Below are 25,909 nucleotides of genomic sequence, written 5' to 3'. Positions count from 1 at the left end.
GACCAGTTTACATATATCGCTACGCCTACTGTTACAGCTGCTAAGATTAATATTAGTGGCGGAAGTGGGACGGGTGGTGCATTCAAGATAGGAGATGTAGTAACCGCAACCTGGGATAATTCTGCTATTGGCGATAATAATTCGGGTATTATCGCAGTAACTATAGATTTTAGTCAATTTGGTGGTGGCGCTACGGTTACAGCCAGCAACAATAATGACATCTGGACAGCTACTTATACTATTGTTGCCGGTACTATTGATGCCACCAACAGGAATATATCCGTAACTGCAACAAATTCTGCTGGTCCAACAACTACGACAGGGACCAACAATGCTATTGTAGATAATGTGGCACCGCTGGTTACCGATGCTAACATTAGCATCAACGGCGCCAGCGGAACAGGTGGTACGTATAAAATCGGTGATGTAATAACCGCTACCTGGAATAATACAGCTGCCGGAGATAACAACACGGATATTATTTCTTCGGTAACCATTAACTTCAGCCAGTTTGGCGGTGGAAGTGCGGTCGCGGCGACTAACAGCAGCGGTACCTGGACAGCAACTTATACAATTGCTGCCGGGGCAATTAATGCTACTAACAGGAATGTAGCTGTTACAGTAACAGATAACGCAGGAAATACAAAAACCACAGTTGGTAGTAGTAATGCTACCATAGATAATCAGGCTCCGTTGGTGGTGATCAGCAGTACGGCCGGTGCATCGGGTGGATCGACGGGTACTTCACCAATTCCATTTACGGTTACCTTTTCAGAATCTGTAACAGGATTTGTAGCAGGTGACATCACACCCGGTAATGCCACGGTGAGCGGCTTTTCGGGAAGCGGAACGACTTATACTTTTAATGCAACACCAACGGCGAATGGTGCGGTAACGATCAATATTGCGGCTAACGTGGCCCAGGATGCTGCCGCCAATGGCAATACGGCTGCCAGTCAATATTCGATTACTTATACTCAACCCTCTATAATTACTGCTTCAGCCGGTACTTTTCCATCTGCTTTAAGCACAACTTACGGAACCGCATCGGCATCAACCAGCGTCTCGGTATCGGGTACCGGTTTATCAGCAGGTATTACGGCTACCCCATCTTCTAGCACCAATTTTGAGGTAAGTGCTGATAATGTGAGCTATAGTTCTTCTGTTACTATCGGAAGTTCTGGAACTGTATCGGGAACGGTATATGTAAGATTAAAAGCAAATGCGCCAGTGGGTACGAATATAACCGGGAATATAACGTTAACAAGCAGTAATGCCAACAGTCCAACGGTGAGTATACCGTCAAGTACAGTTGCTAAAGCAACCCTAACTTATACAGCAAATACTTCATCTAAAGTTTATGGTGATGCTGTTCCGGCTTTATCAGGAACAGTTACTGGATTTGTAAATTCGGAAACCATCTCTACAGTCACAACCGGCACACTTAGCTGGTCAACGCTTGCATCTGCAAATTCTCCAGCTGGTTCGTATGGAATTAACGGAACAGGATTAAGTGCTAATAATTATGATTTTGTACAAGCTTCATCGAATGCGACAGCTTTAACCGTAACCACAAAAACGATTACGGTAACAGCCGCTGCTAAGAGCAAAACCTACGGTGATGCCGATCCGGCTTTAACATATACTTCTGCTCCGGCTTTGGTTGGTACTGATACCTTCACAGGATCGTTAACCAGGTCAGCTGGTGAAAACGTGGGTGCTTATGCGATCAATCAGGGTACGTTAGCCTTAAACACTAACTATACCTTAATTTACGTTGGTGCAGATTTAACCATCGGTGCGAAAACCATTACGGTAACAGCCGCTGCGAAGAGCAAAACCTACGGTGATGCCGATCCGGCCTTAACCTATACTTTCGCTCCTGCATTGACAGGAACTGATACCTTTACAGGATCATTGATCAGAGCAGCTGGCGAAAATATCGGTACCTATGCCATCAATCAGGGTACGTTAGCCTTAAACACTAACTATACCTTAACTTATGTTGGTGCAGATTTAACCATCGGTGCGAAAACCATTACGGTAACAGCCGCTGCGAAGAGCAAAACCTACGGTGATGCCGATCCGGCCTTAACCTATACTTTCGCTCCTGCATTGACAGGAACTGATACCTTTACAGGATCATTGACCCGGACACCTGGTGAAAACGTGGGTGCTTATGCGATCAATCAGGGTACATTAGCTTTAAACACTAACTATACCTTAACTTATGTTGGTGCAGATTTAACCATCATTTCGAAAACCATTACGGTAACAGCCGCTGCGAAGAGCAAAACTTATGGCGATGCTGATCCGGCTTTAACCTATACTTCTGCTCCGGCATTGGTTGGTACTGATAGTTTCACAGGATCGTTAACCAGGTCAGCTGGCGAAAATATCGGTACCTATGCCATCAATCAGGGTACATTAGCCTTAAACCCTAATTACACTTTAACTTATGTTGGTGCAGATTTAACGATCGGCAAGAAAACCATCACGGTAACCGCAGCGACGAAAAGCAAAACTTATGGCGATGCTGATCCGGCGTTAACTTATACTTTCGCTCCTGCATTAACAGGAACTGATACCTTTACAGGATCATTGACCAGAGCACCTGGTGAAAACGTGGGTGCTTATGCGATCAATCAGGGTACATTAGCCTTAAACACTAACTATACCTTAACTTATGTTGGTGCAGATTTAACCATCGGTGCGAAAACCATCACGGTAACCGCAGCGGCGAAAAGCAAAACTTATGGCGATGCTGATCCGGCTTTAACCTATACTTCTGCTCCGGCATTGGTTGGTACTGATAGTTTCACAGGATCGTTAACCAGGTCAGCTGGCGAAAATATCGGTACCTATGCCATCAATCAGGGTACATTAGCCTTAAACCCTAATTACACTTTAACCTACGTTGGTGCAGATTTAACCATCGGCAAGAAAACCATCACGGTAACCGCAGCAGCGAAAAGCAAAACTTATGGTGATGCTGATCCGGCTTTAACTTATACTTCTGCTCCGGCATTGGTTGGTACTGATACCTTTACAGGATCATTAACCAGGTCAGCTGGCGAAAACGTGGGTGCTTATGCCATCAATCAGGGAACTCTTGCCTTAAACAGCAACTACACCTTGACTTACGTTGGTGCTAATCTTACCATTGGTGCGAAAACCATTACGGTAACCGCAGCAGCTAAGAGCAAAACCTATGGTGATGTAGATCCAGCGTTAACTTATACTTTCGCTCCGGCACTAACAGGAACTGATACCTTTAGCGGATCATTAACCAGGGTACCTGGTGAAAACGTGGGTCCTTATGCCATCAACCAGGGAACACTTGCTTTAAACAGCAACTACACCTTGACTTACGTTGGTGATAATCTTACCATTGGTGCGAAAACCATTACGGTAACCGCAGCAGCTAAGAGCAAAACCTATGGTGATGTAGATCCAGCGTTAACTTATACTTTCGCTCCGGCACTAACAGGAACTGATACCTTCAGCGGAAGCCTAACCAGGGCAGCTGGTGAGAATATTGGTACTTATGCTATCAACCAGGGAACACTTGCTTTAAACAGCAACTACACCTTAACTTATGTTGGTGCAGATTTAACCATTGCTAAGAAAACAGTAACGGTAACCGCAGCTGCGAAAAGCAAAACCTATGGCGATGTTGATCCGGCCTTAACTTATACTTTCGCTCCGGCGTTGGTAACAGGCGATAGCTTCAGCGGAAGCCTAACCAGATCAGCTGGCGAAAATGTAGGTACTTATGCCATCAACCAGGGAACACTTGCCTTAAACAGCAACTACACCTTAACTTACGTTGGTGCTAATCTTACTATTGGTGCGAAAATCATTACGGTAACCGCAGCAGCTAAGAGCAAAACCTATGGCGATGTAGATCCGGCTTTAACCTATACTTCTGCTCCGGCATTGGTTGGTACTGATAGTTTCACAGGATCGTTAACCAGGTCAGCTGGCGAAAACGTAGGTACTTATGCGATTAACCAGGGAACACTTGCTTTAAACACTAACTACACCTTGACTTACGTTGGTGCTAATCTTACCATCGGTGCGAAAACCATTACGGTAACCGCAGCTGCGAAAAGCAAAACCTATGGTGATGTTGATCCGGCCTTAACTTATACTTTCGCTCCGGCGTTGATCACAGGCGATAGCTTCAGCGGAAACCTAACCAGAGCAGCTGGCGAAAATGTAGGTACTTATGCCATCAATCAGGGAACTCTTGCCTTAAACAGCAACTACACCTTGACTTACGTTGGTGCTAATCTTACCATTGGTGCGAAAACCATTACGGTAACCGCAGCAGCGAAAAGCAAAACCTATGGTGATGTAGATCCGGCGTTAACTTATACTTTCGCTCCGGCGTTGATCACAGGAGATAGCTTCAGCGGAAGCCTAACCAGAGCAGCCGGTGAGAATATTGGTACTTATGCTATTAACCAGAGTACATTAGCTTTAAATACTAACTATACCTTAACTTATGTTGGTGCAGATTTAACGATTGGCAAGAAAACCATCACGGTAACCGCAGCAGCGAAAAGCAAAGCTTATGGTGATGCTGATCCGGCCTTAAATTATACTTCTGCTCCGGCATTGGTTGGTACTGATACCTTTACAGGATCATTAACCAGGTCAGCTGGCGAAAATATCGGTACCTATGCCATCAATCAGGGTACATTAGCCTTAAACACTAACTATACCTTAACTTATGTTGGTGCAGATTTAACAATCGGTGCGAAAACCATTACGGTAACCGCAGCAGCTAAGAGCAAAACCTATGGCGATGCCGATCCAGCTTTAACCTATACTTTCGCTCCGGCGTTGATCACAGGCGATAGCTTCAGCGGAAGCCTAATCAGAGCAGCTGGTGAGAATATTGGTACTTATGGTATCAACCAGGGAACACTTGCTTTAAACAGCAACTACACCTTAACTTATGTTGGTGCAGATTTAACCATTGCTAAGAAAACAGTAACGGTAACCGCAGCTGCGAAAAGCAAAACCTATGGCGATGTTGATCCGGCCTTAACTTATACTTTCGCTCCGGCGTTGGTAACAGGCGATAGCTTCAGCGGAAACCTAACCAGAGCAGCTGGCGAAAATGTAGGTACTTATGCCATCAATCAGGGAACTCTTGCCTTAAACAGCAACTACACCTTGACTTACGTTGGTGCTAATCTTAACATTGGTGCGAAAACCATTACGGTAACCGCAGCAGCGAAAAGCAAAACCTATGGTGATGTTGATCCGGCCTTAACTTATACTTTCGCTCCGGCACTAACAGGAACTGATACCTTTAGCGGATCATTAACCAGGGTACCTGGTGAAAACGTGGGTACTTATGCCATCAACCAGGGAACACTTGCCTTAAACAGCAACTACACCTTAACTTACGTTGGTGCTAATTTTACCATTGGTGCGAAAACCATTACGGTAACTGCGGCGGCTAAGAGCAAAACCTATGGCGATACCGATCCGGCCTTAACCTATACTTTCGCTCCGGCGTTGGTAACAGGCGATAGCTTCAGCGGAAGCCTAACCAGAGCAGCTGGCGAAAATGCAGGTACTTATGCCATCAACCAGGGAACGGTAAATTTAGGCGGTAACTACACCATTACTTATTTAGGTGCTAACCTAACAATAAACAAAGCAGTACTAACAGTTACAGCAAGCAATGCGGTAATGTGTCAGTCTGATGGTTTCCCAACATTTGCAGTAACCTATAGTGGCTTTAAAGTAGGCGATACCGAAAGTTCGTTAACCACTAAACCTACGGTAAGCACCACCGCAAACAGAAATGTAGCTGGTACTTATGCACTTGTTCCGGCAGGTGGTGTAGCTAATAACTACAGTTTTGTTAATGTAAACGGTACCTTAACCATTAATGCGCTTCCAACGGCAAACATCGTAAGCAATAAAGGTACAGAGATCAGTAAAGGCGAAACCGCAATATTAACGGCTAGTGGTGGCACAAGCTACAGCTGGTCTGCAGCAAGCGGAATCATCAGTGGCCAGAACACGGCAACTCTTACTGTCCGCCCAGCACAAACCACTACTTATACGGTCCGTGTAACCAATGTAAGTGGATGTAGCAGTGTATCAACGATCACCATTAAAGTGAAAGAAGATTACAAAGTTGTAGCCAACAACATCTTAACACCTAATGGTGATGGGGTGAATGATACCTGGATTGTACAGAACATTGATATGTACCCGAGCAACGAAGTGAGGATATTCGACCGCAATGGTAGAGAGATGTACAATAAAAAAGGATATGATAATAGCTGGGATGGTACAATTGGAGGAAACAACCTCGCAGAAGGTACATACTACTACATCATTACTTATGGACCAGATAAACTTGTTCAAAAAGGATTTATCACGATTATCAGAAACCGTTAAGAAAAATGAAAACGATGAAAACAAAAATATTGATATTGCTTGCTCTTATCGGGGTTTCGAAGGTAAGCGCACAAACCAGTCCATTGTTAAACCAATATTTCAATAATACTTACCTTGCTAACCCGGCAATGGCCGGGGTAGCAGAAGGTGCAGATTTAGATCTTGCTTTTCGTTCTCAATGGAACGATGTACCTGGTGCGCCCGTAGTGCAAAACCTTACCGCCACTTATGGATGGGAAAGGGTAGGTGTTGGGTTAAATATGAACCTTGATAAAGCAGGTTTGCAAAGGCAAACACGTATTGTTGCAAGTTATGCCTACCACCTTCCGCTTAGTGAATCAGCTAAATTACACTTCGGTTTATCAGCAGGTTTTATGAACCAAAGAATAGATATGCAGGATCTTATCGGTAATCCGAACGATGGCCAGATAGGTGTATACAATACCGATCATAAAACTTATTTTGACGGAGACTTTGGAGTAGGGCTAACCACTAAAGGTTTTAATGCCGATGTGGCCATGATAAACCTGAAAAATTATTTCAAAAGAGATAATTTTAAACTGATCAATACCCCTGTGGTATATGCTTCAGCAGGGTACAAGTTCCAATTGGGCGATAACATTTTCCAACCAAAGGTAGCTTACCGTTCCTTTACTGAAATTGCGGATATTGTTGATGTTGGCGGCCAGTTTGGTATTGCTAATCAACAGGTGCTTTTTACAGCCATGTACCACACCAGTAAAGCCGCAAGCTTTGGCGTAGGCTTACATTACAAAAAGAAATATACCATTAATACTTCTTACACTACTCAAACCGGTGCATTGAGCGGTTATACCGCAGGGAGTTTTGAAATCAATCTAGGCATCAATTGGTAACAAACGTAACACGTTTAACCAATACAATAAATTTATAAAAACGGGCACCATTCGGTGCCCGTTTTTTTGATTAAAGGAGACAGCAGAAATAAGCTTTATGCGTCTCGCCTGGGCGAGAATGACGATTGTTCTTTTATAATCTGTTACTAATATCTAACCTGCCTTTAGAAAGACTAAATATCTTTTTTTGGCTCTGTTTTTCTGTTTTTTGTAATTTGCAAAAGAATACACAAAATTATTTAGGCTCATTTTCAGTAGTTTGAGAGATTGTATTTGCAGGTATGATATAGGTTTTTACTTTTGCGTTCATGGTCGTTACGGTATTGGCTATCCTGGAGACAGATTTTGTTCCGGATAAAGCACTTTCGAGATTAATGAATGGACGTTTGCAGCAAGCGGCTGATGAGCTGCGCGATCAACATCTTGCTTTCCTTGCTGATGTTGGTGAGCGTAACGACGATATCATTATTTATATCAGTTACAATCCAAAATATAAAATCCGCTTTCGCGTAGTGAATGATGTGCCTTCGAAAATTGAAGCAAAGGTAATTGATATTTGCGGCATGCTGGGTTACCTGCATTGGCAAACCGGTGTGCTCAACGTGGTCCGCAACCTGGGCATTGCTGGTGAGGGGGAGAAATAATTTATTGGTAATAGGGTTAACTGGTTAATCGTTTAAATCGGTTAACTGGCTTTGAACCTCCGGCTAAAGTATTCGGACTAGTGTATTATAACATTAATGCTTTTATCGTTAACTCCTAAATCTGGCGCAATTGATCATTGCAAATTGATGATTGGTCATTAAACACTCCATCTTATATTTTCCATCATTGCTGATTGCTCCTTGCAAATTGGTTGAATAGATTAATTAGCTCCAAACTCCCAACGCCTCCCTCAAATTATCTATCTGGCATTAGCAATATTTCCACTTCTTTTTTAACTTCGTAACTGGCATATCACGTTCAAAGCGTTGTTTTGTTATTTATCCCAATTATGATCCTTGATAAAGAAATTCTGGCCGGGCTTATAGAAGGCTCACCTTATCCCATATACCTGATCCTTGGTGATGAACTTCGGGTTGCTTTGGCAAATGCAGCAACCTTAAAAGCCTGGGGAAAAGATGCTTCGGTAATTGGTAAACCGTTTTTAGCAGCACTTCCTGAAATTGATGGTCAGCCTTTTGAAGCATTGTTACGCCAGGTAATGGCAACAGGCGAAGCTTATCACGCAATAAACGACCGTGCCGACCTGATGATTGACGGGCAGCTCAAAACATTTTATTATACATTTTCTTACCAGCCAGTTAAGGATGCTGATGGCAAAGTGATAGGTGTGGTGTGTTATGCAACAGATGTAACCCAGCTTGTAGAATCGGCAACTAACATTAGCCGAATGGGCCTGGAGGCTGTAGAAAATAATGAAAGATTAGCCGCCATAAACGAAGCGCTCGCTGCCAGCAATGAGGAACTGGCCACAACGAATGAAGAACTTACCGAATCGACGCGTTTACTCGAACTTAGCGAAGGAAGGTTTAGGAACCTGATCCAGCAAGCTCCTTTTGCCATTTGCGTAATCAGGGCGAATGATTTGGTGGTTACTGAACTAAACGATCGCTATTTAGAACTCGTGGGAAAAGAACGCGCTCAATTAGATGGAAACCCCATTTGGGACGGTGTACCCGAAGCTGCCGAAGCTTATGCTCCGATAATGGAAAGAGTTTTTCAATCGGGTAAAGCATTTTTTGCGAAAGAAGCAGAATTGATCCTTATACGTAACGGATCGCCGGAACAGGTTTTTATCGATTTTGTGTATGAACCCGTAAATGATCTTTCGGGGAATGTTTCTGCTGTAATGGTGGTTGGTATTGATGTATCGGAAAAAGTGCGTACCCGGCATGCCATCGAAGAAGTAGAAGAACGTATACGCCTTGCTGTAGAGGCTGCCGAAATAGGTACCTACGATTTAAATTATAGTACAGGCGAACTGGTAGGATCTGCACGTTTTAATGAAATTTTCGGTCTTGGAAACGGAGTAGATAGAGAAACCATCATTGATCATTACCACCCCGATGATGCTCATTTAAGTGCATTGGCTCATGAAGAAGCTAAGAAGACAGGCCGGATTTTTTATGAGGCCAGGTACATACGAGAGGGTTTCCCCTTAAAATGGCTTAGGTTTCAGGCAAAAGTTTATTTCGATGCAAACGGAAACCGCTTGCGTACACTTGGTACGGTGATGGATATTACCGTGTATAAAGCCTTACAACAGCAAAAAGACGATTTTATCTCAATTGCCAGTCATGAACTGAAAACACCGCTTACTACTTTAAAAGCTTCGCTTCAGTTATTGGTAAGGATGCGCGAAAATCCAAATACCGTGCTTTTTCCAAAAGTAATCGATCAGGCTTCCAGGAGTATGGATAAAATTACCGAACTGGTTGATGATCTGCTCAACGTATCTAAAATTAACCAGGGACATGTTGGCCTTAAAAAGAACTGGTTTAACCTTGGCGATTTGCTCGAAAAATGCTGTATCCATGTAAGGGAATCTGGTAGTCACGAATTAATTTTAGAAGGCGATAAGAGCCTGATGGTTTTTGCCGATGAACACCGTATTGATCAGGTGGTGGTTAATCTTGTTAACAATGCCGTGAAATATGCCCCAGCCTCTAAACAGATTTTTCTGGGCATAAAATCATTAGGTGAAATGGTAAAGGTTTCTGTCCGCGATAATGGTCCGGGAATCCCTGCTGATAAACTTCCGCACTTGTTCGACCGCTATTTTAGGGCCGACGAAATGGGTACGCAGGTTTCGGGCCTTGGTTTAGGACTTTTTATCTGTGCAGATATTGTGCAACGCCACGGTGGAGAAATCGGCGTAGAAAGCAAACCCGGAGAGGGCAGTAATTTTTACTTTACCCTTCCGCTTGGTGAAAAAAAAGAATAGATGTTACCCGCTGATGATGTTTTTTAGATGGCCCCTTTTACCATATTGATTAAATGATCAATATCGAATGGTTTCGCAATAAAACCATCTGCCTTGCACTGGTTTTTCATCGTAATCAGGTCAGCATGTGCACTCATCATCAGTACAGGCACATTGCTGGTGGCTTCTTCTGATTTTAACATATCGCAAACATTCAAGCCGTTTCCATCAGGAAGCATTACATCGAGCAGGAAAAGGTCCGGTACTGTATTACATTTTCTGCTCATAAAGTCATTTACATTTGCAAAGCCCGTAACTTCATAATCTTCCTGCGAGAAAATAAGTTCAACGATTTCCCTGATTCCCTGATCATCTTCGAGAATGCTGATTTTTTTTCCCATAAATATAGTTAGTAAACATTAGTTGGATAGACAACCCGCCATAAAGATAATTGGTTTTACGAAATTCTTTACTTATTTAACATTTTTTGTTGGAGATTAAATAAATACCATCGGCATACTCCAAATAGAAAAGTTGTCATTGCTGAGGCACGAAACAATCTTAAAGCGCCCGCTGCTAGCGATAGTTGTAGGATTGCTTCATCCAATGAAAAATTGGTTTCGAAAGGACGATCTGAATCTATGGATATATCGCTAACCAAACTCCTCTAAATAAAATCTAAACCTCATATCTTTGCTACATGAAAAGCGCATCTGCAACAAGACCTATCTTTATCCTGCTTAGCTTTATTTTTATTCCGTTTTTTAGTTATTCCAGTGCTTATTGGATGGAAATTACAGGTTCGGGTAAAGCCAGTGAAAAAGTAACCGTTCAGCTCATTTATGGCAATATTGACGATTTTGGCATTCGCCACAGGCAAACTGGTAAAGAACTTCAGCTTGCCGGAGAGTTCAGCCTTAGCCTAATCGATCCTGCCGGGAAAAAGACAGAACTGCAAATCAGTCAGAAAGCCGATTGCTGGGAAACTTCATTTACACCAAAAGATAAGGGGGCATACCGCATATTGGGAATCAATAATACCCATCCTGTAGTAGATCGATCTGCAATTGGTGGAGAAAATGTATTGCCGGTTGATTATCTCTGTAGCCAATACGTTGTAGGGGTGGAGCAAGGACAACTAAAGCCAATGCAATTTCTTGATCTGACCACTTCAAAAGAAGGTAAAGCAATTAAAGTTAAAGCCTTTCAAAACAAACTCCCCGCAAAGACCAAAACCAAGCTCAGGGTTTTTAATCCCGAGAACTGGGAAAAAGAATTGATGTTAGACGACCGGGGTACAGCAGTTTTTTCGCCTACCATGAAAGGAATGTATATTATTCGGTTAGATTGGATCGACCCAAAAGGCGGTAGCTATAAAGGAATTGCCTATTCAGGTATCCGCTACAGGTGCAATTATTGTCTATTTATAGAATAAGGTGAGCGTAAATTTTAACCTATGATAATTATTTAGACTAATTATAAATAATGTTTTTATATTTGCCCAAATATTCAGACATCCTTATAATTATCATTTGATGAAATTTTTTTACTTCATGTTATTGTCCTGCTTTTTGTTTGCGGGCAACACTGTTTTTGCCCAGGCTCCCGGAAAAATATCCGGTAAGGTAAGTTTGGTAAATGGCCAGCCTTATGCCTCGGCATCAGTTTCCCTTTTGGAAATCAATAAAACAACCCTTACCGATGAACAGGGTAATTACTTTTTTTCTAGTATCGTTCCCGGAAGTTATACCGTGAGGATCCAGGTATTAGGTTCTCCTCAAAAAGATTTAAAAGTAACTGTTGCAGCAGGCGAAACTGCTAATGTAGATTATCGTTTGGAAAAAGAAAATGTACAGGCATTGCAAGAGATTACTGTTGCAGGTGCAACCAACAAATTTACACAGAAAGAAAGCGTGTATATTGCCAGGTTGCCACTTAAAAATCTCGAAAATCCGCAGGTATACAACTCTGTTCCGAAAGCATTATTTCAGGAGCAGATGGCGGTTGATTTAGGAAGTATTGCCAAAAACGTACCGGGTGCAGGTATCCCAATGATTGCTAACCAGGGTCGCGTTACTTTCCGCTCTCGTGGTTTTGATACCGAGCCAAATGCGCGTAACGGCGTGGCTGGGGCTGCTTTTTCTTTTATCGATCCGGCCAATTTAGAACGCATCGAGGCCATAAAAGGTCCGTCGGCTACACTTTTCGGTAACAGCATTTCGAGCAGTTATGGCGGTTTATATAACCGTGTAACCAAAAAACCTTACAACGGTTTTGGTGGCGAAGTAGGTTATACTACCGGAAGCTGGAATTTTAACCGGTTAACCGTCGATGTAAATACACCGATTAATGCCGATAGAACTGCTTTGTTCCGTTTAAACGGTGCTACCACCTGGGAGCATAGCTTTCAGGAACAGGGATTTACAAACAGTGTAAGTGTAGCGCCTAGTTTCTCTTATCAGATTACCGATCGTTTATCTTTATTGCTGGATGTAGAGTTTGGTCAGGCTACCGGAACTTCGGTTGTAAGGTATAATCCTTATACTGCTGTTCCTGCAGGTGTTACCGAAATTACAAGATCAATTGCTGATAATGGTTTTCCGTATAATAAAACCTTCCTGAGTAACGATCTGCCTTATAAAACACAGATGATGAACATTTTTGGTCAGATTAATTATAAAATCTCAGAAGAGTGGACCTCTCAAACCGTTATTTCCAGGGCACGTTCATCAATCAGTGGAAATATTACAGCTTTAAACTCAAGATCTGAAACCACTATCCGTCCGCAGATTATTAATGGCTATACCCAGTTTATTGCTACAGATATCCAGCAGAACTTTATAGGCGATTTTAAAATTGCCGGTCACCGTAACCGTATGGTTGTTGGTGTGGATTATTATAACAATTTTAACGATTTCGACCGTGTTACTGTAAACTGGCCAACTGATGTTGATTTTATCAATACGCCCACTTCTTACCGCATCAGTCAGTTCAAAGTAGATTCACTAACCTCAAGGGGTACATTAAGGAAAGAATATAATGGTGATAATACTTATTCAGCTTATGTTTCTGATGTTTTTAGCATCACCGATAGGTTAAATGCTATGTTGAGTTTAAGGGTAAACCGTTTTCAGAACAAAGGGGTTTACAATATTGTAACCGGGCAGCTTTCTGGTGGTATTGCTACGGCAACCGCGGCGAACAGCCCTTATGGACAAACCAACCTTTCACCAAAATTGGGATTGGTTTACGAGGTTTATAAAGATCACTTATCATTATTCGGAAATTACATGAACGGTTTTTTTAATAAGAGCGGACTTAAAAGTGATGGCAGCAGGGTAGATGCAGAATACGCCGACCAGTTGGAGTTTGGTGCAAAGGCCGATATGTTTGATCATCGGTTGGTAGGTACCATCAGTTATTACGACATTAAGGTTAAAAACATTGTACGTCCTGATCCTGTTGATCCGGTTAACTTTTTTATTCAGGATGGTGGACAATTGAGCAGGGGATTGGAAGTAGAATTAACAGCAAATCCTTTTGATGGCTTAAACATTGTAGCGGGTTATGCTTATAATGATAGCAAAGTTACTGCCGCTGCCGATCCACGTAACAATGGCCTTCGTCCGGGTTTAACCGGCCCACCAAATACTTATAACTTCTGGGTGAGTTACCGTATCCCAATGGGTAAACTTAAAGGACTTGGTGCAGGTGTAGGTGGTAATATAGGCGATCAGTCGTTCCATACCAACACTTACCCAACACTTACCGGAGGTTTATCGAGATTTATTATTCCATCGTATAAAATATTCGATGCGAGTATTTTTTACGACCATACCAAATTCCGTATCGGATTTAAAGTAGATAACTTAACCAGTGAGAAAGCCTGGTCTGTACGCCTTACGCCACAGGCCCCGGCAAGATTTACCGGAAACTTTATCCTGAAGTTTTAAGGGGAAAAACAGAGCATAACTTTAGAGTCGTCATTCTCGCGCATGCGGGAATCTTAATGCACATTTTTATTAGGCATTAAGATTCCCAATCAAGTTGGGAATGACGATTCTTCAGGAATATTATTTAATATAGCAATTGATCAAATACCTCTGAAACAGATGTTTTTCAGATAATCTTAAGATTTTCATCACCTATAAACCGCAACTGGCTTTTTCTTCTTCTTACCTCTGCCTAAATAAATTAACAAACCTGTAATAGGCAGCGAGGCCGTTAATAATGCTACAATAAACATCAACAGTTTAGTGGGCCAGCCAAAAATACTGCCCGTATGGATCGGTTTGTTCAGCTTGCGTACCTGATTACCGAGGCTTAAACCCGCAAAAGGACGTTTTTCAATCAATTCGCCATTGCGGTTGTTAAAATAAGCCTGATCAACTGTATTTACCCTTGCTTCGCCGTTTTCTTTTGATACCAGTACAGGCTTATCTTTTTTATCAGGGAAATTTAGGGTTAAATCGCCCTGATGGGCATAAATCGCGTTGGTAGCCGATACAATTTTTTCGTAAAGACCTGCTTCCTTTTTTTCTTTTACTTCAGGTTGTTTCACTACTTCTGGTTTTGAAACCTTTCCATCAGTAAGTTTAAACATCATGTTTTCCACCCAATCATAACTCCAGATCAAGCCTGTTAAAGTAATGAGGAAAAGGAAAATCATCACATAAAAGCCCCCTACGGCATGAAGGTCCCAGTTTGTTCTTTTAAACGAGGCATTTTGTTTAACAACCAAGCGCTGTTTTAATACTTTTCTGTTTTTCGGCCACCAGAGGTAAAGTCCGCTAATGGTCATGAAAAAAGTAATGGCACAGGAAATCCCTGTAATGGCTTTCCCAACGGATCCGGCAAGTAAAAAACGGTGAAGATTGAGTACAATAACGAAAAAACGCTTATTTTCTTTTCCTTTTGAGAGTATTTCGCCAGAATAAGGGTTAAGGTACACATAATCATAGCCAGTCTTTTTAGTGCCAAAAGTTGCTTTTACACTTCTGCTGGATTCAGCAGATAACATCATCCTGAAAATCTTCTTTTTAGGATAATTGGCTTTGGCAATCGAAACCAGTGAATCTATAGGCAAGCGTTCGGCTTTTGGTATTACCTGTTGCTCTTTCGAAAACAGCAATGGTGTAAGTTCATCTTCGAAAGAGAGGATACAGCCGGTTAAGGCAACTACAATCAATACACTTCCTGCCAAAAGCCCGAGCCAGAGGTGGAGAAATGACACTGTTTTACTAAAGAGAGATTTTGACGCGTTTTTTTTAGCTGCAGTTTTGTTGTTTGTGCCTAAGCTCATGAAATGTTTGTTGGCTATCTGCTGGGATAGAATTATAGCTGCAAAAATAAGTTAATTTAGAATAAATTAAAATAAGAATCTGTTGCGAATTGCCTCTGCTATAATATTATTACACACCACCGAACTTTTCCGTATGTGTAGAAAAAAATTACCTCTTATTATAATGATTTATTTTTCCTTGGCTATCACATTTCTCATCAGCGTTTTAAACCGTATGGAGCTAGCTTGTTCAACCGTGATGGTAACATGTCCGGTTTTACTGGTGTTAATATCACTTATTATACCCCATTTCCCTTTGTGTGTTCCGGCTATAACAAGGCATTGGTCACCATCTTTTAACACTGTTGTTCTATTGTTATCCATTGGTTAAGGTGCTGCTGGTTTTATCATTAAAGCGATGAAATAAATGTTATCATGGCTAATTCAATTATCTTATAAAAATGTTGTTACTTAGTGTATTTCGGACACAAAATACTATATTTAACTGAAACAAAAGTATAATATGGATCCGAACATTATTACCCTAAATCTCATTAATTATATCGGCGATTATGACTATTACGATTCGCTTACCGATATAAACAGCGACAAACATCCGAAATCCTTTACTAAACTAAGCGAGATCAGGGAAAGGAATAAACGTCACATCACTGAGCTTTTCCCAAATGTGAAATTCCGCGATAGCAAAAACCAGCTGCTTGCAGTAGGCCGTTTTAAAGATGAAGTTAAAGCGAAGGTAGAAACGTTATCTAAAAAGGAAATAGAAGATTACCTCGTGACTTTTAAAAAAGATGCTAAGAAAATTGAGAGGCTTTACAGGAAAGTGAGGAAGTAGTCGGTTTATTTGTCATTGGTTCATGGGGGAATTGCCAACTGAAAACTCATTTATGGGGTTAATCGGTTAATTGTTTAAATCGGTTAACTGCTGCAACACGCCTAGCACCAAACTATTAACCTATAATAACTATCGTTAAGTATCCCTGAAAAGATCCTTCGACTCCGCTCAGGATGACAAAACGCGTTAGATTCTCTGTGATTTCCGTGCCTCCGTGGCTAAAACTAGCGTAAATTTATTCCATTTTCCATCATTCAACCATTAAGGAGTTAAGAATATTAAGATTTAAAGATAAAGCTAAAACGCTCACTGACTGATCATTGTAAACTGGTCATTTGGTTATTTCCATCATCCATCTTACATTTTCCATCATTTCACCATTACGGAGTCGAGAATATTAAGATTTAAAGATAAGGCCTAAAACGCTCGCTGATTGATCATTATAAATTGATCATTGGTTATTGATTTCCATCATCCATTTTACATTTTTCATCCTGAAAGATCCTTCGAATACGCTCAGGATGACAAAACGCGTTAGATTCTATGTGATTTCCGTGTCTTAAATACAACGTAAAAGATCCTTCATTGCATTCAGGATGACAAATTACTTGATAGGGATGCGCCGAGAAAAGAATAGTAATATTTTATCGGCGCCCGCTGATTGATCATTATAAATTGATCATTGGTTATTAATTTCCATCCTCCATCTTATATTTTCCATCCTCCATTCTATCTTATTCGTGTAATACCAAAATGGCCTTCACCGTTTTATTCATTACCTGGTTAACCGTACTGCTGGTAAATAAGCGGTAAATGATATTATGGTGGTGTTTAACCAGACAAAGGATGTCGGTATGGTTACTTTTGATGAAATCCATAATGCCGTTTGGTGCACTGCTATCCATAATGTAGTTAAATTCGATTTCCGTATCCGGTAAAAGATCCCTGATCCTTTTTTCTCCTGTCTGGATATGTACTTCATCTGATTTTTCGGCCACATAAAGCACCTGCATTTTCCTTGTTCCCGAGGCTTTTAACAGTTCGCTGAGGGCAGTAATATCTTTTGGCGATAATACGGTTTCGTAATCAGTAGCCAGCGTAATAATGGGGAAGTTGGTAAAACTGCTTTCCAAAGGAACAATCAACGTTGGGATTCTCATTTTGGTAACCGCCATGCTCGCATTGCTGCCCACAATGCCACTGATGCCTGTTGCACCCGTAATGCCCATTACCAACAGTTCTACTGGATTGTTTTCGGTATGTTTAGTAATTACTGTTTTTAAAAAGCCCACATCACAAATGGTTTCGAGTTTTACATCGGTGAGGTTATCTTTTTGACTGATGTTTTCGGCCCATTCTTTTAAAGCAGCTCTTTTATTTCCATAGTACGATTCGATAAAGATGGCATTGTAGGTACTGTTATTTATACCTTCTGTAGGATGGATGGCATGGATGGCCACAACTTCCATTTTCAGCGTTTTTGCCATGGCTAATGCATAAGAAAGGGCATTTCCAGCGCTTCTTGAAAAATCCGTTGCTACAAGTATCTGTTTCATTTTTTTGGAGATAATTTATTTTGAAACTGTTAAATAAACAGGTGAAAAAGCATAAATAACAAAATAGCCAATACAATCGACACCGGCAAGGTAAGTACCCAGGCCAGGCCAATATTTTTGAGCGTATTATTGTTCAGGTTTTTTCTTCCACCAGAGGCCACCATTGCGCCAGCTATCCCGCTCGATAATACATGTGTGGTACTTACAGGTAAACCAAAAGCAGTGCTTAATCCAATGGTAGAAGCCGCAACAATTTCGGAAGTGGCGCCCTGGGCATAATTTAAATGCTCGTTACCGATTTTTTCGCCAATGGTAACCGCTATGCGTTTCCAGCCAATCATGGTACCCAATCCAAGTGAAATTGAAATTAAAAGGATTACCCAAAGCGGTGCAAATTCTACCAGTTTCGATAATTCGGAAGCATTATCATGAAGGAGCTGATCGTCGGCGGGGTTAATTACTAATGTTTTATCTTCCCTTATTGTTTTTACCGAAGCCACTACCTCTTCAATCTGCTTACGGAAAAGATAAGTATTTTTTTTATCGGTTTCATTTTTAAGCGACAAGTGAAATTTAGCTTGATCTATTTTCTTTACAAGAGCAGTAATATCTAACGTTTTTCCCTGGTTAAGCGTTGCCGTTTTTTGAAGTACCTGTTCGGTTTGGTTCAGCTGAAACAATACTTTATCATTGGGGATATGATGGTTTACCGCAAATTTTGCAGGGAGAAAAGCAATTAAGATCAACATTAATAAGCCAACACCTTTCTGTCCGTCGTTACTGCCATGGAAAAAGCTTACCAGGGTACAGGTGGTAATGAGTAAGCCCCTGATCAATAATGGAGGACGGTCGTTCTCGCCCGTTGGGATATGGAAAAGTGCATGGTATTTAATTACATGCTTTAAAAAATACATCAGGAGTATGGCGATTCCAAAGCCTATAATGGGTGATAGAATCAGCGATAAACCGATTTCTTCGGCCTTGCCCCAGTTTACGCCTTTGCCGCCATAATACCAGGTGAAAGCCAAACCGGCGCCAATCATGGCACCAATCATAGTATGTGAGCTTGAGCAGGGGATACCCAGATACCAGGTGCCGAGGTTCCAGGCAATAGAAGCCAGTAACACCGCTAAAACCATAGCGGCGCCAACACCGACAGGAAGGTTCATTAAGGCATCTAATGGAACAAGTTTTAAAATGCCCATAGCTACGGCAATCCCACCGGTAAATACGCCCATAAAATTCCAAAATCCCGACCACGGAATGGCAATAACAGGTTTAAGTGCCTTGGTATAGATTACTGTAGCTACCGCGTTGGCCGTATCATGAAAACCATTTACAAATTCAAATCCGACTACGGCAAGCAGGCAGACAATAAAAACAATGGCGAGTGGGGTACTTAAATCGGTATTTCCTAAAAAGGGTATAATGGTGCAGAACGACGACATAAAATCAGTTTGGATATTCATGGAGCAGATCAATTATCTGCGCTTTCAAATAACTGAATAACTAACTGATTTAAATCGTTTTGAATGTTAAATGATTGTTATCAATACGTTAAAGTGGATGGCTGTTTTTTGACTTAATAGCGATAAAATCATACCCCTCATTTATCTTCGTTACAAACGATGACAATCGCCGGTTTAATGCTCAATTGTAAAATACTGCACTATCCAATAAACTTAATAGGGGGATAACCCGGCAAAATGCCCAGGTTTTCCCCTTTATTATAGTTTAGTTAATGATTTTATTTGAAATATTGAGAAAGATCGGTAATAGCGCCTGAGAAATAGGTAGATCTTGTTGTGGCACCTAAATTTTTTGTATCCTTTATAATAAATAACTTCGATGTATTTGCTTCAAAACTGATTGAACCATACCTTCCTTCATTTTGTTTAAAAGGAAATGCTGCATTTACAAAGGGCGAGGCCGTGGTATTGTAAGGAACATTGTTTGTTCCCGCTTCAAATATATCAAAGCTGTAGATGTAATTTGGTCCGGGCAGGGGCGGAAGTTCAATCGAATTAAACGAACCATCTTTTGGCAGGGTAAGCCTAAGTTCGGGTATAACTTTGGTACCTGCTGTTGTAATGGTGGCAGATGTAGGTTTTGTATAAAAAACAATATCTACGTCAACATTTTTGAATTGTGGGGCAAATATGGTTTCAAACTTTGCACTGATCGTCATATTTGCAGGATTTGCCGGAGGAGTGAGTTTAACGTTATTTGCGATTTTGGTTCCGTCGAAAAAGAAATCAATGTTCTGTCTTGCAATTTCAGATTCGATTGTTTTAGTAAAGAGAATTTCGGTTGTTCCTTTCTTACGGATGGTAATTTCTCTCGTGGTGCCTTTGTCAATAAGGATAAAAAAAGTATTATTGATGATGCTGGTACCCGACGACAGTAGCTTTCCATCTAACAAGAATTCGATTTCGCCGGATAAGGCAAAACCTTTAACAACCAATGAAATGGCATTATTATATACTTTGGTTCCATCATAAAAAAAACTGATGTTCTGATCAAATGGTACTGCTGTGATGGTTTTGGTGAGCAATATTTCTGAGGTTCCTTTTTTTCTTACCTTAAAAATAGCGTTCTGATCCTTTACAGAAAGCAGGGTTTTTACGTTAATGCCTCCAACAGGCGGAGTGGCTATAATGCTGTCTTTATACAGGTATTCCAATCCTACATCAGATGCGCCGGTAACGGTTAACTGAATTATTTTTGCAGGTTCTGGTTGAAGAAGTTCTGCTTTGCGACAGGATAAACCTAAGGCTATAATGGCCGAAAAAAAGAAAAGGGTAAAAATTTTTAGTTTCATAAAAAGGGTAATTATCATTTAAAACAGAACAGTCCTGTTTTTATAATCAAGAGACCATACCCAAAAGGGTACGGTCTCTTTTGATAAGAGAGAAAAATTAAAATACAAGTTTTGACCATGTAGCAGCCCAGCCTGGAAGCGTAACTGTAGATGGAGAACCTGGTGTATTGTACCATGGCTGGCTTACACCAAAAGAATTTGCATTGGTTGCATTAACTACCAAATTGTTACCACCGCCGTCAACGTAAGTACCAACTGCTGCTGTGATTGAGTTTGTGAAACCGTGAACAGATGTAGTAGAGATATCTGAAAGACTTGCATTTGCATCAGCATCGAAAGCGATACCAGTATTGTAACCAGAAACAATTACGTTAGATAAAGTAACTTCCGAACCTCTGCGCTCGCGGATACCATTACGGTAACCTAAACCGGCAATACCTGAAGTATTTTCTGTTCCGAAAATGCTTACATTGATCAATACGGGGTGTGTTTTAGGTGTTAAGCTAAAAGTAGCATCTTCTGCAGGTGCATTGTTATCAGATTCGATACCGTTTGAATCGCTGGCGCCACCGCTAGTGCTATGAGTAGAATTTTTATCTGCAATAGCGATACAGTCGCTCAGGATACCACTGAAACCATTGTCGAAATCAAATTGATCATCATCAGAAGCTAAAGCAATTAAATTGCTTGCGCTAACTGTACCACCGAAAAATTCGAATCCATCATCAAGACCATAAGAAACCTGAACGTGATCGATAGTAGTACCACTACCTACACCACCTAAAGTTAAACCATTAACCTCAATGTTTGGAGCCAACTGAAAACCAGCATACTCAATACGTACATATTGGAAGGTACCACGGTTATCGGCATCGTTAGAACCTCCGTAGTGGAATTTAGATTCGTTTGCTAAACCTTCAATCAGTTTATCACCAACGTTAATAGTTGCATTACCTAAAATAATTGTACCACCAAAATCACCAGGTTTGCCTGTTGTGCTGGCATCACCATCTAAAAGGTAACGGCTTGTAAATACAATCGGATCGTTAGCTGTACCAACAGCATTGATGGTACCATCTTTTGCAATAACCAATACACCGTTTTGTACACCTGGGGTATTTACTGATGCTTTGATATAAGTACCTGGCTGGATGGTTAATGTTGCACCGCTTCTAACAGTTACTACACCACTTAATTCGTAAACGTTTCCTGCTGTCCAGGTTACAGAGCTGGTAATGTCTCCGCTAACCGTTACAACCGGTAATGATGATTGTGAATAATCTGCTGCTGAAGCGCTGCGGTTGCCGAATGCAGATGAACCACCTTCATTTTTCTTACAAGCTGTAAAAGAAACAGCAACAATTGATAAAAGACCGATTAAGTTTTTGAAATTTTTCATTTTCGTTTTTTGTTTTTCATGGGATCTCATAGGTATGATCCATGTTTTTTAGGTTGATTTTTTTAAGGACATTTAGGTGTAGTGGCAGATGATTTCTTATTTTTTTGAAATAAAAGCCTGTTTTTGCCTAAATGAGATGATTTTTTATATCTTAGTATTTCTTATCGATTTAACTAAGCAAACCTGTTAGCTACCCTTGGTTTTTAACAGTAGGTTTTTAAAATAATTCGGGTTTATCCTGATGCACCGTTCCACTAGAAATGATCGGTTTAAACGAAGGGTTCTGGTACAACCTTTCGTTTTTTTTATGGCTATGCAGGAAACTTTGTTCCTCCTTTCTTTTTAAATGGTATAACCTTATTGATATTGTTTTTCATGGTAGCATTAAAAATTATAAGTAATGGATGTACTGTATGTACGGCCAAACTTTTGAGAGAACAGTATTTGGTCTCCGTCTTCTAATTTGTTTGTAAAGCCTGGTTTTAAACGGGAGAAGTTACTGTAATCGGCAGTTCCGGGAACGTAATCGGGATTACGCTCATAACTTCCTGTATTTCTGAAAATAACCGATGCTTTATTAAGCAGATTACCCGCATTTACCTTTACCTCGAACCTGTTTTTATAAAATTTATAACTCACCTGGGCGTCAATCTGGTCTCTCGGGTTTTCGTATTCGATGCGGTTAAGCTCAGCGCTCACAAGCGTTGTTTTACGCCCGGATTTATTATAGGCAATGTTAAATCCAAAATGCTCGTATAAATACTGCAAACCTGCATTAATGAGGTAAGGAGATTGCCCGTACATATTTCTTTTTACCTTGGCATTTACAATTATCGGACTACCATCGGGCGCAGTTGCTTTATAGGTTCCTACAACATCGGCTTTTTGCAGCGTTAAATTTCCATATAGGGTAAACCGCGATAATAGGGGAGCACTGGCAATAAAACCAAGGTTTTTTCTGAGCTCGAATTCTAAACCATAAACCTTGGCCTCGTCGGAGTTTAGGATGTAATAAAAACCACCGCCACCATTAGAAAGACTAAAGGTTACTTCAACAGGCTTATCAAAGCGCTTATAAAAGGCACTTGCAGAAATAATTTCGCCTAGTCCAGGGAACCATTCTACTTTAAAGTCGTAATTTTTGATTTGTGTACTCACTAAACCTTCGTTACCAAACTGTGCATCGAACATCGGATCGTACCTGAAAAACTGGCTGTTATCCATTAATTCGGGTCTAATGGTTGTGTTAGAAAAAGCAGCCCTGATATTAATCTGTTTGGTTGGACTGTAGGTAAGATTGGCCGATGGTAACCATCTCCATTTCTTTTCGTATGGCAACGCAAAAGAACTTCCTCCCCTTACATTAATGTCGTTACGCAGTTCGGTATATTTATAATACTCGGCCCTAACGCCCCAAACCAGACGTAGTTTTTCGGCAAGGCGGTTATCCAGCATCATATAGCCAGCTTGTGTAATGCTCTTTCCTTTATAACCGTTTAAAAAATAGTTATTGATATAGTAGTTATAGCCATTATTGCCAATTTTAGCTGGATCAATCATCTGGGCAATTGGGATATACCTTAAACTATCAGCTATTGTTGGGCTTTGAACCAGTGATGCAATTTGCCAGTTTAATGATCCTTCTTTATGTATGCCAAAATAACCTGTTTTGAAACTGTTATTTAATGGCCCGGTTTTAAATGGTATGCTGGCATCCCCATTCCACGAAAAATGATGTTCATTATTACTGTAGTTATGGCGTGAAGTGGGTTTGATATAACCTTCGGTTTGTGCACTCGATGCGTAAAAGTACTCGTAATCATTACCGGCTTTTCTTAAGTTTTGTGTGGCAATACCAAGGTCTTTCTCTTTCCGGTCTATAGATGTTCTGGATAAATTCCATTCTAACTTTACCTTTCCAACCCGGTGCTGACCGTTCAACTTGTTTTGTAACAGATCTGTATAAGTAGGATCATCTGCTTCGACAATCCTGTTGGGCTTTAAGCCTGCAGCAAAGAAAGTTCCACCTTCATCACTGTCATAGCCAATGGTTCGAACAAGATCGTTATTGTAGATATGCGTATAGGTATTGCGGAAACTGAACCTGTTTTTGTTCAGCTGTAAACCTATATTCAACATAGCCCCCAAAGTGGTATTAAACATATATTTATTGCCAGTATTGGTTGTATTGGGATTCCAGTCACTTCTGGTTTGCTGTTCGATGGTGTTGATGTTCTGCGTATTGCGGTAGTTTAGCGATGCGGTAAAACCCAGTTTTTTATTATTAGTGGTATCAATGCCGATCAATCTGCCGATAGTAAACTGATAATTTTGCGATGGGGCAGTTTTATATTGATACATCGTGAAATTATCGTTTGTAAATTTCTGGCTCTGTGCAATCAGTTTCTGCTTATACTGCTCGTCTGTAAGTACATTGTTGGGGGTAATGGTACGGTCGGTATGCTGAAGATCTTCGGGGAATTTTCTCCGGCCATCATCAAAACCGAGGTAATCGTTTTTACCACGTTGATGACTTAAAAAATCTTTGCCTGTACTTTGGTCGTTGTAAGAAGTACCAGCAGTAAAGCTCATAAAATTTTCAGTGGGGATATCCTTAGTGTTAATCTGGATCAAACCACCACCAAAACTGCTGTTCATATCGGGGGTAATCGTTTTACTTACCACTACGTTATCAACGAGGCTCGAGGGGATTAAATCGAAAGAGAAATTGCGGGTTTGCGCTTCAGTACTTGGCAGGGTAACTCCATCTAACTGGGCCGTGTTGTAGCGCTCGCCAATGCCACGCACCAATACCATTTTATTATCTATCGAGCTTACCCCGCTGATGCGTTTTAAACTTTCGCCGATATTTTTATCCGGTGTTCGGGCAATCTGCTCGGCACTAATTCCATTACTGATTTCGGAGGCATTTTTCTGACGGGCCAATAAGCCCTCAACCGAAGCTTTTTTATAGGTGGCAGTTATCACCACGTCCTGAAGCCCCTTTGCATCGGGTTTTAACGAAATATCCAGAAGTGTCGCTTTATCACTTTTTACTATTACATCACTGATGCGCTGTGTCGCAAATGAAATATAGCTGATTTCCACCGTATAGGTGCCAGGTTCCGTACTTATGCTATAACTTCCATCACTTGCAGTTTGAGTAGCTTTACCTGTTTCGATAATTTTGATGGAAGCACCAGGTAGGGTTTCCCCTTTTTCGTCGAATATTTTTCCCGATATCCGTCCAGGCTTTACCGGATCTGGTAATTTATAAAGCAATATGGTATTGGCATCAGCAAACCTATACGTTACCCTGGTGCCTGAAAGTATCTTTTTAAGGATAAGCTCAAGGGGCATATTTTTTACTTCAAGATTTATTGTTCCGGTTTGGCTAAAAATCGATTTATTGTAATTGATGGAAAATCCTGCTTTTTCTTCCAGCAATAAAAGTGCATCGGGGATACTTTTTGCCGTTATTTTAATGCTCAAACTGGTTTCTTTTGGCGTTTGCGCAAAGCTGCTTGCCATGCCCTGGTTAAATAAAAAGGTACATAGCACCATAAGGGCTACCAGAGGGCGGTAATCCAAATTGATAAAATATTCTTTTATATAGTCGTAAAACCCTATTTTCATAGGTTCAAGATGTTTTTTAATTCTCACGGGTTAAAAACTTTTGTTTTAGGAGCTGGATTGTTCGAGCAATCCGGCTCCTTGTTCATGTTAAGAGGTTTAATTTGTTTTTCATAGGTATAAATCCGGT

At 40.9% G+C, this 25,909-nt stretch carries 15 protein-coding genes; 7 read left to right on the top strand and 8 right to left on the bottom strand.

The features are described 5' to 3' along the window. The 4 genes from U859_RS31320 to U859_RS0124690 form a co-directional block, all read left to right on the top strand. A partial coding sequence (locus tag U859_RS31320) for an MBG domain-containing protein (protein WP_025145937.1) occupies positions 1–6,432 on the top strand: 6,432 nt, incomplete at its 5' end. Between the two features lie 14 nt (positions 6,433–6,446). Beyond that, positions 6,447–7,307, top strand: a complete 861-nt coding sequence (locus U859_RS0124700) for a PorP/SprF family type IX secretion system membrane protein (protein WP_240183095.1) — start codon at positions 6,447–6,449, stop codon at positions 7,305–7,307. A 308-nt stretch (positions 7,308–7,615) separates the two neighbouring features. After that, on the top strand, positions 7,616–7,951 hold the full coding sequence (locus tag U859_RS0124695; RefSeq protein WP_025145935.1) for a hypothetical protein: 336 nt from the start codon (positions 7,616–7,618) through the stop codon (positions 7,949–7,951). Positions 7,952–8,301: 350 nt separating this feature from the next. Beyond that, positions 8,302–10,254: an ATP-binding protein gene (locus U859_RS0124690; protein WP_025145934.1), complete on the top strand. Its 1,953-nt coding sequence runs from the start codon at positions 8,302–8,304 to the stop codon at positions 10,252–10,254. 23 nt (positions 10,255–10,277) lie between these two features. Here U859_RS0124690 and U859_RS0124685 read toward each other — a convergent pair whose 3' ends face one another. Continuing rightward, positions 10,278–10,634 (bottom strand): response regulator transcription factor, encoded by a 357-nt coding sequence (locus U859_RS0124685; RefSeq protein ID WP_025145933.1) that lies wholly within the window; start codon positions 10,632–10,634, stop codon positions 10,278–10,280. A 299-nt stretch (positions 10,635–10,933) separates the two neighbouring features. Here U859_RS0124685 and U859_RS0124680 point away from each other — a divergent pair, with 299 nt between their 5' ends. Next, on the top strand, positions 10,934–11,668 hold the full coding sequence (locus U859_RS0124680; RefSeq protein ID WP_025145932.1) for a hypothetical protein: 735 nt from the start codon (positions 10,934–10,936) through the stop codon (positions 11,666–11,668). 100 nt (positions 11,669–11,768) lie between these two features. Then, entirely contained in the window at positions 11,769–14,186 is a 2,418-nt protein-coding gene (locus U859_RS0124675) for a TonB-dependent receptor (protein ID WP_025145931.1), read from the top strand. Positions 14,187–14,374: 188 nt separating this feature from the next. Here the strand turns inward: U859_RS0124675 and U859_RS0124670 are convergent, their stop codons facing one another. Both U859_RS0124670 and U859_RS0124665 read right to left on the bottom strand, forming a co-directional pair. Continuing rightward, a complete protein-coding gene (locus U859_RS0124670) occupies positions 14,375–15,535 on the bottom strand; it encodes a PepSY-associated TM helix domain-containing protein (protein ID WP_025145930.1) in 1,161 nt (386 codons plus the stop codon). 168 nt (positions 15,536–15,703) lie between these two features. Continuing rightward, positions 15,704–15,898, bottom strand: a complete 195-nt coding sequence (locus U859_RS0124665) for an RNA-binding protein (protein WP_025145929.1) — start codon at positions 15,896–15,898, stop codon at positions 15,704–15,706. A 139-nt stretch (positions 15,899–16,037) separates the two neighbouring features. On the opposite strand from U859_RS0124665, the gene U859_RS0124660 reads away from it, so the two are divergent. Continuing rightward, positions 16,038–16,370 carry a hypothetical protein gene (locus U859_RS0124660; protein WP_025145928.1) on the top strand — a complete coding sequence of 111 codons (333 nt, stop codon included), beginning with the start codon at positions 16,038–16,040 and terminating at the stop codon, positions 16,368–16,370. Positions 16,371–17,104: 734 nt separating this feature from the next. Here U859_RS0124660 and U859_RS0124655 read toward each other — a convergent pair. From U859_RS0124655 to U859_RS0124630, 5 genes are all read right to left on the bottom strand, one after another. Further along, a complete protein-coding gene (locus U859_RS0124655) occupies positions 17,105–17,926 on the bottom strand; it encodes a universal stress protein (protein ID WP_025145927.1) in 822 nt (273 codons plus the stop codon). Between the two features lie 29 nt (positions 17,927–17,955). Beyond that, complete coding sequence (locus tag U859_RS0124650) at positions 17,956–19,395, bottom strand: inorganic phosphate transporter (protein WP_025145926.1); 1,440 nt, start codon at positions 19,393–19,395, stop codon at positions 17,956–17,958. 278 nt (positions 19,396–19,673) lie between these two features. Beyond that, on the bottom strand, positions 19,674–20,747 hold the full coding sequence (locus U859_RS0124645; protein ID WP_025145925.1) for a hypothetical protein: 1,074 nt from the start codon (positions 20,745–20,747) through the stop codon (positions 19,674–19,676). Between the two features lie 97 nt (positions 20,748–20,844). After that, positions 20,845–22,146 (bottom strand): hypothetical protein, encoded by a 1,302-nt coding sequence (locus tag U859_RS0124640; RefSeq protein ID WP_025145924.1) that lies wholly within the window; start codon positions 22,144–22,146, stop codon positions 20,845–20,847. A gap of 384 nt (positions 22,147–22,530) precedes the next feature. Next, positions 22,531–25,782, bottom strand: coding sequence for a TonB-dependent receptor (locus tag U859_RS0124630; protein ID WP_025145923.1), 3,252 nt, complete (start codon positions 25,780–25,782; stop codon positions 22,531–22,533). Positions 25,783–25,909 lie beyond the last annotated feature (127 nt).

Origin of the sequence: Pedobacter jeongneungensis (genome assembly GCF_000633455.1) — a bacterium.
In the GTDB taxonomy this organism is placed as follows: Bacteria; Bacteroidota; Bacteroidia; order Sphingobacteriales; family Sphingobacteriaceae; genus Pedobacter; species Pedobacter jeongneungensis_A.
Note: the sequence above shows the minus strand (reverse complement) of the source record. Positions and strands in the feature narration are given on the sequence as shown.